This window comes from uncultured Chitinophaga sp. (assembly GCF_937874145.1).
Taxonomy (GTDB): Bacteria; Bacteroidota; Bacteroidia; order Chitinophagales; family Chitinophagaceae; genus Chitinophaga.
The window spans coordinates 1-13,103 of the sequence record NZ_CALNBI010000487.1; the positions used below are offsets into that span (position 1 = coordinate 1).

9 protein-coding genes are annotated in these 13,103 nt (G+C 52.2%); 6 read left to right on the plus strand and 3 right to left on the minus strand.

Annotated features, from left to right (window positions below; all coding sequences use genetic code 11):
• The 5 genes from Q0510_RS23120 to Q0510_RS23140 all read left to right on the plus strand — a co-directional run.
• Positions 1-2,959, plus strand: a 2,959-nt coding sequence (locus Q0510_RS23120; RefSeq protein ID WP_298717076.1) for a SusC/RagA family TonB-linked outer membrane protein, incomplete at its 5' end; no start/stop codon positions are given.
• Positions 2,960-2,982: 23 nt separating this feature from the next.
• The gene (locus Q0510_RS23125; protein ID WP_298717079.1) at positions 2,983-4,413 is read left to right on the plus strand and encodes a RagB/SusD family nutrient uptake outer membrane protein; all 1,431 of its coding nucleotides are present in this window, start codon (positions 2,983-2,985) and stop codon (positions 4,411-4,413) included.
• 123 nt (positions 4,414-4,536) lie between these two features.
• Positions 4,537-5,706: a TlpA disulfide reductase family protein gene (locus tag Q0510_RS23130; RefSeq protein ID WP_298717082.1), complete on the plus strand. Its 1,170-nt coding sequence runs from the start codon at positions 4,537-4,539 to the stop codon at positions 5,704-5,706.
• Positions 5,707-5,727: 21 nt separating this feature from the next.
• The gene (locus tag Q0510_RS23135; RefSeq protein WP_298717085.1) at positions 5,728-8,103 is read left to right on the plus strand and encodes a thioredoxin-like domain-containing protein; all 2,376 of its coding nucleotides are present in this window, start codon (positions 5,728-5,730) and stop codon (positions 8,101-8,103) included.
• 121 nt (positions 8,104-8,224) lie between these two features.
• Positions 8,225-9,331 carry an acyltransferase gene (locus Q0510_RS23140; protein ID WP_298717088.1) on the plus strand — a complete coding sequence of 369 codons (1,107 nt, stop codon included), beginning with the start codon at positions 8,225-8,227 and terminating at the stop codon, positions 9,329-9,331.
• Between the two features lie 20 nt (positions 9,332-9,351).
• Here the strand turns inward: Q0510_RS23140 and Q0510_RS24925 are convergent, their stop codons facing one another.
• Positions 9,352-9,678: a DUF1801 domain-containing protein gene (locus tag Q0510_RS24925; RefSeq protein ID WP_366941032.1), complete on the minus strand. Its 327-nt coding sequence runs from the start codon at positions 9,676-9,678 to the stop codon at positions 9,352-9,354.
• A 42-nt stretch (positions 9,679-9,720) separates the two neighbouring features.
• On the minus strand, positions 9,721-10,920 hold the full coding sequence (locus Q0510_RS23145) for a cytochrome c peroxidase (RefSeq protein WP_298717093.1): 1,200 nt from the start codon (positions 10,918-10,920) through the stop codon (positions 9,721-9,723).
• Positions 10,921-11,351: 431 nt separating this feature from the next.
• Here Q0510_RS23145 and Q0510_RS23150 point away from each other — a divergent pair, with 431 nt between their 5' ends.
• Complete coding sequence (locus Q0510_RS23150; protein ID WP_298717095.1) at positions 11,352-12,185, plus strand: DUF1963 domain-containing protein; 834 nt, start codon at positions 11,352-11,354, stop codon at positions 12,183-12,185.
• 176 nt (positions 12,186-12,361) lie between these two features.
• On the opposite strand, the gene Q0510_RS23155 is transcribed toward Q0510_RS23150, so the two are convergent.
• The coding region (locus Q0510_RS23155; RefSeq protein WP_298717098.1) for a putative phage abortive infection protein at positions 12,362-13,103 on the minus strand (742 nt) is incomplete at its 5' end.

Sequence of the window (13,103 nt, forward strand, 5' to 3'; positions counted from 1 at the left end):
GCGCATCATGCAGACCGGCATCAGCGAATTCGCCATCGTTTCCACCGGCTACCAGCAAATCCCGAAAGAAAGAGCCACCGGATCGTTCACGTACATCAACCGCGAAATGATCAACCGCAGTCCGGGGCCCGATATCCTCTCACGCCTCGAAGGCATCACCAACGGCCTCCTGTTCAACCGGACGGGAGCGGAAGGCGAGCAAGTTGAGGAATTTAAACTGGAAAGCCGCGGCAGGGCTACGATCATGTCGGAATCCTCTCCGCTCATCGTGGTCGATAACTTTCCTTTCGAAGGCAATATCCGCGACATTAATCCCAACGACGTAGAAAGCGTTACCATTCTTAAAGATGCCGCCGCTGCATCCATCTGGGGCGCCCGGGCAGGCAACGGCGTGATCGTAATCACTACGCGGCAGGGCAGCTACAACCGCAAGGCGCAGGTTTCCTTTTCCGCCAACACCGCCTTTTCCAAAAAGCCGGATCTGTTCTACGACCGGCATGTCATGCCTTCGCCCATGGTCATGCAGATTCAAAAAGAGAAGTTTTTACGCGGCGACTGGGAGATGAATGAGGACGGCATGCTCGCATTTTCGCCTTATGCGGAACTGCTCATCAAGCAGCGCGACGGACTGATCAGCGAAGCGGATTTCCTCAGGGAAGAGCAACGGATGAAGAACACCGACATTCGAAGCGATGCACTGAAATATCTTTACCAGCCTGCACTTCAGCAACAATACGCGGTGAGCATTAACGGCGGGAGCAATGTTAACAAGTATTTTTTCTCACTTGGATATGATAGGATGCGCTCCACGATGGTGGGCAACGATAACCAACGGCTCACCCTGAATGTGCAGAATGCCTTTAAGCCGGTGAAGTCCCTGGAAATCAACACCCGCATCAGTTATAGCCGGTCAAAAGCGAACAACAACGCATTCTCCATGACTTCCCTGTCGAACTCCTCCACCGGCATCCAGCCTTATACCGCACTGGTAGACGAGCACGGCAATCCCACGCGAATCGAGTACTTCGTCCGCACGGCTGTGGCCGACAGTGCGGAACGCAATGGCCTGCTGCCCTGGTATTACAACCCGCTGGAAGAAGTAAGGAACGGCGATAATACATCCACTTCCGCCTTCCTCAACCTCCTTGGCAATATCCGCTACCAGATCGTGAAGGGGCTGGACCTGGATGCTACTTATCAGTATACCGAAGACAATTCGAAGAGCCGGTACATGTACAACAAGGAAACGTACTTCGTCCGCAATCTCGTGAACATGTATACGCAACCCGACGGTACGAAGCCCATTCCATACGGAGGGATCCTCAAACTGGGGAGCCCCGTGCAGCGCGTACAGCATTCCGGCAGGCTGCAGCTCAACGGTATGAAAACCATCGGTGAGCACGACCTGGTATTCCTCGGCGGCGCGGAAGTGAGGCAGGCCGTGGAAGAAAGCTTTCCGGAATCCATTCTTTACAATTACGACCAGGACCGTGGTATCGGCACTTCCCGCATGGACTTCGTCCGGAATTACAAGCTATACACTTCCTGGGCCAGCGCGCCGATTCCCGGCGCCAGCGAAAACACTTTCTACAAACTGGACCGCTCCCTCTCCTACTTCGCCAATTCATCATACACCTATCAATCGAAATATATCCTGAGCGGAAGCGCCCGGTGGGATGGCTCCAACCTGTTCGGCGTGAAGACCAACCAGAAAGGGACCCTGCTGTGGTCTGCCGGCGCCAGCTGGAACATCAATGCGGAGCCCTTATTCCAGGCGGACTGGGTGGATCAGCTCCGGATCCGTGCTACCTATGGCAGCAGCGGTAATGTGAACAAAGGGGTCTCTACCTTCCCGGTGATCGATTATGGTTCGACCCTCATGCCGGACCCCAACCTGGAGCCTTACGCCGGCATTACATCTCCCGGCAACCCCTCCCTGCGCTGGGAACAGGTGAAAACCCTGAACCTTGGTTCAGACTGGGCGTTGTTCGACGGCAGGATCAGCGGCAGCCTGGAATATTTCACCAAGCATGCGAACGACCTCATCGGCGACGCCTTCCTGCCGCCCTCTACCGGCATCAATAGTTCTAATTTCCAGATTTCACAGTACCGGTATAATTACGCCTCGCTGCGTACCCGGGGCATCGACCTTCAGCTGACTACCCGCAACCTCGAAGGGCGCGTGAACTGGCAAACTACCTGGTTGTTCAATTACGCCAAAGACCAGGTGAAGCAGTATTACAACTCCGGCACCCTCAATGGCAATGCCTATGTAGGCGTGGCCGGATACCAGGTTCCCCTGGAAATCGGTAGGTCGGTTTCGGGGATTTATGCGTATCCCTGGAACGGACTGGATCCTGCCAACGGTCGCGTGCTGATATACCAGGACGGGCAGAAGTCAGCCGACTATGCAGGGTACATGGCCTCCCTGCGACCCGAAGACATGGTGTACGCCGGTGTCACCAATCCGCCTTATTACGGCTCGGTGCTGAACAACATCGAATGGAAAAGGCTGCAACTGAGCGTGCTGCTCAGCTGGAAGGCAGGGTATGTGTACCGCAGGTCGTCACTTTTCCCCGGAATGGAGTACAATGCTTCCGGCATGTTCCATACAGACCTTTTGCATAAATGGATGCAGCCGGGAGACGAACGTTATACCAACGTGCCTTCGGGCGGGGGGCTCAACGGGTACGATCAGAGCGAGTCCGTTCTCTATCTCTATTCCAAACCGCTCGTTTCGAAAGGTGATCATATTGCTTTGCAGGATATCAGTTTGAACTATTCCATCCCGGCAGGGAAGAAAACGCCTGCATTGTTTAAATCGGCCAGGGTATACCTCTATGTGCGCAACCTCGGATTCCTGTGGAAGGCGGACGGTAGCAGTGTAGATCCTACCATGCCCAACGCCCGGTATCCGCAACCGATACAGTTCAATACCGGCTTCCAGATATCCATTTAACGCACCAACCAATTCCTGTTAACATGAAACGATCATTACGATATTTTATAGGATTAGCTGCAACGCTCACGCTGGGAGGATGCGGCGGCGATTTCCTGGATGTGAAGCAACTGAAAAGCCTGCAGGTCCCGCATACCATCGCCGATTTCCAGGCGATACTCGATTACAATTTCGTGCCCGGCAGTTCGCCGCACACATTGGCTACGAACGGGAGCGACGAATATCTCATCACCGAACAGCGGTACACGCAACTCGCTTCAGAGACCAATGCTTACCTGCGGGATGTGTATACCTGGTCGCCGAAGATCAATATGTTGCAGTATGAACAGAATACAGACTGGAGCAGTGCATACGTCGCGATTTTCTATGCAAACCACGCGCTGTCGGGCATTGATGGCATTGTGCCGGCTCCTGGCGAACAGGCCGCCTGGAATAATGTGAAGGGCACAGCGCATTTTTTCAGGGCATTTCAATATTACAACCTGGCCCAGCAATTTGCGTTCCCGTACGACAAGACCGATAACCCGAACGGCCTCCCGCTCCGGCTGGAACCGGACGTGACGATGAAAATCAAACGGTCCACCGTGCATCAGACCTATCAGCAGATTCTCGATGATGCGCTGAAAGCTGCAGAACTGTTGCCTTCGGATAATAAAAGGACCAATTACATCCGGCCCGGGAAAGTGGCGGCGTTGGCGCTGGCAGCTAAAATTTACCTGCACATGGGAGAGTATGCAAAGGCCGCGGAGTATGCAGACCGCTGCCTGGCGATCCGTGGAGATCTGATTGATTTCAATACCCTCGGGGCCGACGATCCCGTCAACTTTTACGAATACGCATTTGCGGCGGATTATGGCGCCACCAACCCTGAAGTGTATTACTATGCCGTGGGCGATAACGGTTATTCAACGGCGCTGTATTCCCTGTTCAAAGACCGTTCTGCCTTCAACCCCGATCTCCTCGACCTGTACGAACCAGGAGATATCCGGAGTAAAGTGTATTTCCGGCCCTATATCGACGTGGATGGATTCAGGTTCCTGGTGTTTAAAGGCTCCTATGCCGCCTATTCCCTGTTCACCGGGCTGGCTGCCGACGAGCTGTACCTCTTGCGCGCGGAATGCCATGCCCGTACCGGCAGCATCGACAAATCCCTGGCGGATCTGAATCACTTATTGCAAAACAGGATCGCAACTGCCAGCTATTCCCCGGTAACGGAAAGGGATCCGGATAAACTACTGGAAAAGATCTTACTGGAAAGAAGAAAGGAAATGGTTTTCCGCGGTACGCGATGGGAAGATCTGAGACGGCTGAACAAGGAACCGCAGTTCGCTCAGACGCTGGTCCGTGAGATCGGCGGCAAGCGCCACGAATTGCTCCCGAACGATCCGCGGTATACATGGCCTTTGCCGCAAACAGAGATCGACGCAGGCGGGCTTACACAGAATCCCAGGTAATATTTTCAAGATGAAACAGGCTTGTTTCCGGTGCTTGGCTTTGCATTCACGCACCGGGGATGGGCGGCCTATGCGCTTTTCTGCCGGAAAAGCATCCTTTTCACCATAAAAATTGCAGGACAAATGATGAAAAAATTAAGGGGCAGATGGATGGCCGTTTGCATATGTATCCTATTCGCTTTACCCGTTGCCGCCGGCGCCGGCAGCAGGGTTTATCTGATCGAGGGGGCGCTGCACCGGGTGAAGAAAGGGAAGGTTTTTTTGCTGAAACAATATCCCACCGGCCAGGAGGCCGACAGTGCCCTGGTTATGAATGGCCGCTTCCGGTTCCGGGGCTCGCTGAAAGATGAAGTCGTATCCGCGATACTCACCATGCGCCTCCCGGTAACGGAAGCCATGCTGGCCGAAAATCCTTTCGCGGGTTTGAGCAGCCGGCAGTTTTACCTGTCGGCGGGAACGCTGCGCCTTGCCGGGGACCGGTTGGAGGAGATGTCGTTCTCCGGCACCGCGGAAGCGGACGATTACATGCAGCTGGAAAACATGCTCGTGCCTGTGAAAGGAGGGTTATCGGCCATCAGTGCGCAGTACCGCCGGCTCAGCATGGCAGAAGGGCTTCCGGGCAAAGATGATTCACTCGCAGCACTGTCTGCGGCATCGGCGAAGCTGGCGGCTCAATACCGCGCTACGGAGCGGCAATTCATTGCAAGCCATCCTGCGTCCCTGGTGAGCCTGGGAATGGTGCGGTCGATGACGCAGATGGTGGACGCCAACCAGGCGGCGGATATGGGAGCGCTCCTGGCTTCGTTGTCGCCCGCGCTAAGGGATCGGGAAGATATGCGCGCCGTATCGCAGCGCCTGCAGGTACTGGCAGGTCTTGCACCTGGTAAGGTGGCCCCGGGGTTTAGTATGCCAGATACTTCGGGCCATATCATCAGGCTGTCCGATTACAAAGGAAAATACGTGCTGCTGGAATTCTGGGCGAGCTGGTGCGGCCCCTGCAGGGCGCAAACGCCTCACCTTTTAGAAAGCTACGCAGCGTTTAAGGACAAACGATTCGATATCCTCGGTATTTCGCTGGACGACCGCCGGGAGAAATGGCTGAAGGCCATTCATGAAGACAAACTCCCGTGGCCGCAGGTGTCCGAGCTGAAAGGGCATGCCAGCGAAATCGTTGCGCAATATGCAGTCACCGGCATTCCCTTGAACTTCCTCGTGGGGCCGGATGGGGTGATCATTGCAACGAATCTCCGGGATGAAGAACTCCATAAAAAACTAAAAGAATTGATCCGGTAACAACCATTAAAATCTGAAATCATGAAAACAATACGTTTAACAGCATGGATGCTGAGCTGCGCTTTGCCGGTGATAGCCGGCTCGGGAGAACGGCGGTTCACCATCAACGGCAACCTGAAACATGTAAAACAGGGTAAAGTTTACCTGGTGCAGGATGTGTCGATGGTGGAACGTTTCCGGAATCCAGGCGCTTACCTGAATGACAGTGCCGATATCGTGAACGGAAAATTCAGTTTCAAAGGTGTGATCAAAGAAGATGTGGTGCCGGTCAATATTACGATGCAACTGCCGGCGACTCCGGCGGAAAAGGCGGCGGATCCGCTGGCAGGGTACCAGGTGCGTAATTTCTATCTCACGGAAGGAAAGGTGCATTTGTCCGGCAGCAACCTGGCGCAAACTACGGTGACCGGCAATGACGTGATAGCGGCGTCCATGGAGCTGGACAAGCGCCTCAAACCACATCGCGAGGCATATGATTATTGGTTCCGCATGGAGGTGAAGGCTTCTGCGGGTAAGGTCCCCGGGAAGGCAGATTCCCTGGTTTCGTTCCGGAAAAAACTCGATAGTTTAACGCAAGTGCAAAAGGCGGTGGAGACGGATTTCATCGTGCAGCATCCTTCCGCGCTGATCAATGTCGTGATACTGAAAAAGCGGGCTGCCCTGGCGGATACACCCGGTGCGGGTGAAATCGCTGAACTCGTGGACCGGCTGGCGCCGGAACTGCGGAACCGGGAAGATATGCTGGCGGTGCGCAAACGGATGAAAGAACTGGCGTCGCTGGTGCCTGGTAAACCTGCATTGGAATTCAGTTTGCCTGATACGGAAGGCAATATGGTGGCTTTGTCGTCGCTCCGCGGGAAATACGTGTTGGTGGAATTCTGGGCCAGCTGGTGCGGTCCCTGCCGCCAGCAAGTCCCGTTCCTGAAAAAGAGTTATGCCGCGTTTCGTGGCAAAGGCTTTGAGATTCTCGGCGTTTCGCTGGATGAGAGCCGGGAGAAGTGGATCAAAGCGTTACACGACGAACAGCTGCCCTGGATGCAGGTGTCTGACATGAAAGGCCTGGAAAGCCCGGTGGTGCCCATGTACGGCATAACCGGCATCCCGCTGAACTACCTCCTCGATCCGGATGGCGTTATTGTTGCGCGGGACCTTCGGGACGAGGCACTGTCCGCCAGGTTGGCGGAGCTGATGGGTGTGCAACCGGCAGAAGGAGAAGGCGTACGCTTTGTCCACGGATTGACGTGGGAGCAGGTCAAAGCAAAAGCCAAAGCGGAAAACAAATATATTTTCATGGATTGCTTCGCCACCTGGTGCGCACCTTGCGTGGCGATGTTTAAGGAGTTGTTCCCCAGGAAGGAGTTGGGGGATTTCTTCAATGATAAATTCATCTGCGTCAAGCTGCAACTGGACAGAACCAGCAAGGATGATGAGGATGTGAAGATGTGGTACGACGATGCCGATAAAATCAAATCCGCATACGGCATTCCTTCCAACCCCACATTCCTGTATTTCTCGCCCGATGGGGAGCTGGTGCACCGTGTTGCCGGCGCAGAGGACGTGGCGGGATTGATCGCAAAATCCACCGACGCGATGAACCCCGACAAGCAATACCACACCCTGGTGAAGAAGTTCGAACAATCGGATAAGCGCGACGCTGCCATGATGAAGAAACTGGCGGAGATGTCGCAACAGGTAATGGATATTGAAGGCTCCCGCCGTTATGCGGATATGTATTTCCAAACTCAGAAAGATTTGCTGACGGAAGAGAATATCCGCTTCCTGCGCCGTTTTGCCGGTTTTTCGGCAGACAAAGGGTTTCAGGTGTTTCTGAAGCATCCGGCGAGGGTCAACGAAGTGCTGGGCAAAGGTATGGCGGAAGAGATCGTGCGGCAGGTGATCTTCCAGGAAGAGGTGATCCCGCTGTTGTCGAAGTCGGCGGGCGGCGTACCGGACTGGACAGCGATGCAAACCGTATTGTCAGCCAGGTACCCGGCGCATGCCGAAGCCGTATTGGGGAAATTCAGGGCGCAATATGCCATCGGAAAGGAAGACTGGCCTGGGTTCCGAAAAAGCGCGATGGCGTACATGGAGAAGTATGGTGCTGTGTACATGGACAGGGAAGGCTTGCATATGTTTGCCCGGACCGTTATGGAGCATATTTCGGATGCGGAAAGCCTGTCTGCAGCTACCGGCTGGAGCAAGCGGGCGATGGCCATGGAAGGCGCCAGGCCTGAATACCGGCAGGTGTATGCCGCTTTACTGTATAAATCCGGTAAAACGGCTGAAGCGCTGGCGGAAATGGAAGCCTTGATGGCGTTGGTTTCCGGTGTGGAGAAAGAGGAGTGCAAAGTAATGCTGGAGAAGATGAAGAAAGGTGAGAAAGTCTGGAAAAGTTGATGGTAAATGAATGTGATTTGAATAGCCCGTTCCGCATGGAACGGGCCATTTTTTATAAGGGCACCTTGCCGCGGCAGTAAATTTTAGATAACTTACCGGCGGCCAAACAGGCGTTATTTACATGGAAAAGAACACAGCAGCTCCGGCGTTACTGCAGACCAAACAACATTTCGATATCCTCGACGGATTGAGGGGCGTGGCCGCACTGGCGGTGGTTATATTCCATTTCATGGAATGGGTGTTCACGGATTTCAGCCAGAATTTCATCGCGCATGGATTTTTGGCGGTGGATTTCTTCTTTTGTCTTTCCGGCTTCGTGATCGGTTATGCCTACGATGATCGTTTGGGGACGATGGGCGTCCCTGCATTCTTCAAATCCCGGATTATCCGGCTGCATCCCCTGGTGGTGGCGGGCTCGGTGATGGGCTTGCTGGCATTCCTGTTCGATCCGTTCGGTATTGTTCCGGAATCTTATAGTGTAGGGAAGATCGCATTGATCTTTTTTTGTTCGATGGTTCTTGCTCCTTTCCCGGTGATGGAAGACCGTGGGTTTAATCTTTTCGGGTTGAATGCACCGTCGTGGTCGTTGTTTTGGGAATATGTGGCCAATATCGTTTATGCTTTGGTGCTGCACCGGCTCCGGAAGGTGTACATCGCCGTCCTGACCGTGCTGGCGGCTGTGGGTATTGTTTACGTGGCATGCCGGTCCGGCAATCTGCTGGGCGGCTGGAGCGGGCCTACTTTCTGGGACGGGGGAGCGCGGATCGCGTATTCTTTCCTGGCCGGCCTGCTCATCTACCGTTCCAACTGGATCATCAAAAACAGGCTGGGATTCCCTGGGCTGGCGGTACTATTGTCCCTTGCCTTCATTATGCCATTTACTTCCTGGAACTGGCTGACAGAATCCCTGGTCGTATTGCTGTATTTTCCTTTGCTGGTGGCGTTGGGTGCCGGGGCTGCGTTGCGCCCTTCCATGCGCCCCATTTGCGTCTTCTCCGGAAATATTTCCTATCCCTTGTACATGACGCATTACGCTTTTCTGTGGATGTTCGGTAACTGGTACACGAGCCAGAAACCCGGCGGCGGGGAACTCGCGGTTGTTATTATAGCAGGCGTGATTGTATCAGTGGGAGTGGCATACCTGGTGATGAAACTGTACGATATTCCTGTGCGGAGGTATTTCACGAACAAATGGAAAGCGAAGGTCTTGGAGCAGCAAGCGAAATGATTAGCGTGATGGGTTGGATTCTACTTTTCCATTTTGAGCCGTATAATTCGCCGGATTAAAGCTGTCGGCAGCGGCGCGTTATGTGGGAAGTGGAGGCTGTCTTTCGTGCCTTTGGCCCTGTATGGAGCAATTTCTATTTCCGGCAAGCCATATACGGGGTAAAACCCGATGTGCTTTTTGTAAGCTGCAAAATACAAATGCGATTTGCCGGTTGTGAAAGCGGGCATATTATACCGGATGCTTTCCTCCGTGCCGGGATTCACTTCAAAAAACAACTGCCTGATTGCATGCAGCCTTTCCTGGACAGCCGGTTCGAATTGCGATATGTATTTTTCGACGGGGCTCATGATTGTTCTGTCGAATGTAGCGAAAAATAATCACTTCACTCCCTACCTGATATACCCGCCCACCGGCAATCCGCTCGGTACGGAAGCGGGGACCTTTTTATCGTAATCCGGATCATTGAGCGTATTCAGAAATTCCACGATGGTGTTGATGTCTTTGAATTCCACCCTGACCGCGGCTGCCAGCGGGTCTAGCTGGGGGCGGCCTACATGTTGATTGCGAAGTGGTTTGCCGTGGAGGTCTTCGTAAAAAAAGAGTACTTCGTTGAGGGTTTGAAATTTGCCGCTGTGCATGTAGGGCCGGGTGTATCGCAGGTTCCGGAGCGTAGGGGTGCGGAAGCCGTAGGTGCCGAGAATGCCGGAGTCGGATACCGGGAGTTTTTCATTGTCGGGTGCTCCCAGCACGTGGGATTTGAAATCTGAAAGCATGGGCCCGCTATGGCATCGCGCGCACCCGGATTGAATAAATAGCTTCATGCCTTCCTGTTCCCTTTCCGAAAGGGCGGTGCGGTCGCCGCGCATGAATTTGTCGAACCGGGAGTTGGCTGCCGTCAGCGAGCGCTGGAAGGCGCCGAGGGCTTTGGTGATATCGGTAAGCGTGACAGTACTGCTTTCCGGGAACGCGGTTTTGAAAAGCTGGCGGTACCCGGGGATGGCGTTCACGCGTTTCACCACTTCATCGGTAATATGTTCTTCGCTGAAGCCATGCCCGCGCATTTCTTCCAGCGTTTTAACCGGCATGGCGGCTTGTTCTTCGAGGCCTTTGGCGCGGAGGTCCCAGAACATGGGCGCTTCTTCGGGCGTGTATCGCCCGTCGGGATCGATGCCATTGTAGGCAGTATTCAGCAGCGATTGCGAATTTCTTTTTGTGAAAGGAATGTTGTTGTCTTTGTTGAATCGCCGCTTTTCGCCCAGGCCGGTACCGTTGACGCCGATTGACAGGTCGATGCTTTCCGCATAGCCGAAATCCGGGTGATGGCAGGTGGCGCAGGCCACGTCTTTCCCGCCGGATAATACCGGGTCGTAAAATAGCAGCCGCCCCAGCTCCACTTTTTCGGGTGTGGAAGGGTTATCGGCAGGGGAGCGGTACGTGAGCGGCAATGCGTCAATCTTTCCCAGGGGGGGCAATTCCTTTTCTTTGGCAGCGGCAGTCTGACCCGCCGGCTTGTCGGGAGACTGGCAGGCATTAACGGTAACAATACCGGCCAACAGGAGTAGTATGGCGTAAGGGAGTCCCTGGCGCATAGGTTTGCTTATCAATTATCCCTGTCAAGATAATAAATAACGAGGAGATTATCTTTTATTTTCTGATGTGCGGTTTGGTAGAAGTCAACGATTAGGCAGTTCACCGGGCTGAAAATACTTTTCATCGTGATTTGCATGAAACCGGATTAAAATGAATTGATGGATTTCGCGCATCATTTCAGGGTGAGGCTTTTTAAGTCAGCACCCGCTCGCCAGTGCTGTTTAATTCTCTTGCTGGTACTGCCTGCGACGCAAGCCTTTGGACAAGATACGATCAGGCCTTCAAATATGCCGGTAGTCATCCCGTAATTTCGACGGTTCATCCTGTGATAAATACGAACAAAGCGAAGGCAGGTTTTCACCTGGTGTGTAGTTGATTAAATTGTGAGGAAAAAACGCCTGTGATCCCAAAACGCTCCACATCTTCTCTCTTGCAGAAAGCCAGAAATTACGTAGAATCCTTTGCACTGCCGGCTTCAGTTGCAGAATTTGGAAAAGAGAACGAAGGCAATTACGCAGACAAAAAAGCGCGCGGGTGGTATTATGACGGGGAAGCGTCGCGCCCGTTCCACCGGTTGACCGCCGACGTTCTCGCTGCCAGCTTGCATTGCTTTATTGCCGTATCGGAAAGCCGCGCGGGCGAAGAGAGCGATCTGCCGCCGGGCGCGTCCAAAATCAAAGGACTACCTCACCTGCCCCCAGGTTTCGGCTGGCCGGCCGGCGCGTTATTTCTTGCTCAATTCAACCTGGAAGACCTTGCGCCGCAAGACATTCAGCAATTGTTACCGGCAACAGGGATGATGTACTTCTTTTTCAATCCCAATACTGCGACCGGAACCGTCTATTACTACACCGGCGCCCTGGATATACTAAGCCTTAGGCCTTATCCCGAAAGCGGGAATGACAGTCTCGGATATTTCCTTGAAGAATACCGCGACCGCCGTTACCAGGCAACCTTCCGGAAGAAAGCCGCCTTCTGCATCGATGATATTCTGGAGCAGCTTCCGGATATGCTGAAAAATGAAGTGTCGGGTATGTTGGATTGTCCGCTTGCTTCGCGCGCAATTGGCGATAATTTATTCGGTCAGCCGGGTTACTGGCAGGGAGAGAATGAGATCATCGGCGATAAGCAAATGGAAGAGGAGGCGGATGTTCTTTTGTTCCAATATGAATTTGGCGAAGGTCATATCCATTTCTGGGTTTCCGCGGCGGAACTCGAAGCGCGCGATTTCAGTAAAGTGTGGCTGAGTTATTCTGGGACATAATCGTTATTTGCAAATTGCTTGCAAATTCCTGAAAATAACAAAGGCCTCCTTGCGGAAGCCTTTATATCTGATTGGTAATCAGTACCGTGATCGGGAGTTTGTTGGAACACATTTGCCTAATGACTGAATTTATATTATTATTTAAATAGACATATAATCAATTTAATCCATCTCCCTTATCTATATAAAAATGTATCTCTCTTCTTTCGATCAAACTCAAATTCAACATTAGGATAAAATTGTTTAAAAGGAATGCCATAGATAGTATCTCCAGGGAGGTTCTTTATTAAGTTATACTTTGTGATAAACTGTTTATTTAGCTTTCTAACGCTATCTATTAGTTTTAAGTTGGATTTTTTGTACTCAGGGGAGTATTCCCATATTCTGCCTATGATTGATAGGCTATTAAGAAACAGTAAAGCTTGCTCATAAGTTGATAACTGGGCTCGTAGCGTTTTGATATATCCGTATTTATCTTTATATTTTAAAAAAGGTTGTTCATCCACATACTTTACTGTTTGAAATAAATGCCTAAAATAATGCCCTAGCCGAAATTGATGTCCCCCGTAGTATTTCACATAATTCTTCGGATAGTTAAGTAGTAACTCATCATCACTTATATTGTTGGTAAAAATTTGATCCAGCGTGATTGTCGATTTAGTTTTCTTTTTCCTTCTATTATAGATTTCATTAATGATATTCTTCTTGTTTGTCACGCTTCTTTTTTTCGAAAGTTTTCTCCACTTTATCCATGCATCCTTATGTTGCAAAGCTGGTTTGAGTTTTAAATAGTTCAGCAATAACTCTATAAACTCATCTTTGTAGCGATTAGAGAATAGCTTCTTTAAAATTATACAACCCTCGGCTCCGACACCAAAAAAAATAATTGAATAGGCAAGATCGACCTTTGCAAGAAGT

Bases quoted from the DNA above. Each gene is read 5' to 3' on its own strand.
- Q0510_RS23130 (WP_298717082.1), top strand. From the start codon at position 4,537: ATGATGAAAAAATTAAGGGGCAGATGGATGGCCGTTTGCATATGTATC.
- Q0510_RS24925 (WP_366941032.1), bottom strand. From the start codon at position 9,678: ATGAGCCCCGTCGAAAAATACATATCGCAATTCGAACCGGCTGTCCAG.
- Q0510_RS23140 (WP_298717088.1), top strand. From the start codon at position 8,225: ATGGAAAAGAACACAGCAGCTCCGGCGTTACTGCAGACCAAACAACAT.
- Q0510_RS23135 (WP_298717085.1), top strand. From the start codon at position 5,728: ATGAAAACAATACGTTTAACAGCATGGATGCTGAGCTGCGCTTTGCCG.
- Q0510_RS23125 (WP_298717079.1), top strand. From the start codon at position 2,983: ATGAAACGATCATTACGATATTTTATAGGATTAGCTGCAACGCTCACG.
- Q0510_RS23145 (WP_298717093.1), bottom strand. From the start codon at position 10,920: ATGCGCCAGGGACTCCCTTACGCCATACTACTCCTGTTGGCCGGTATT.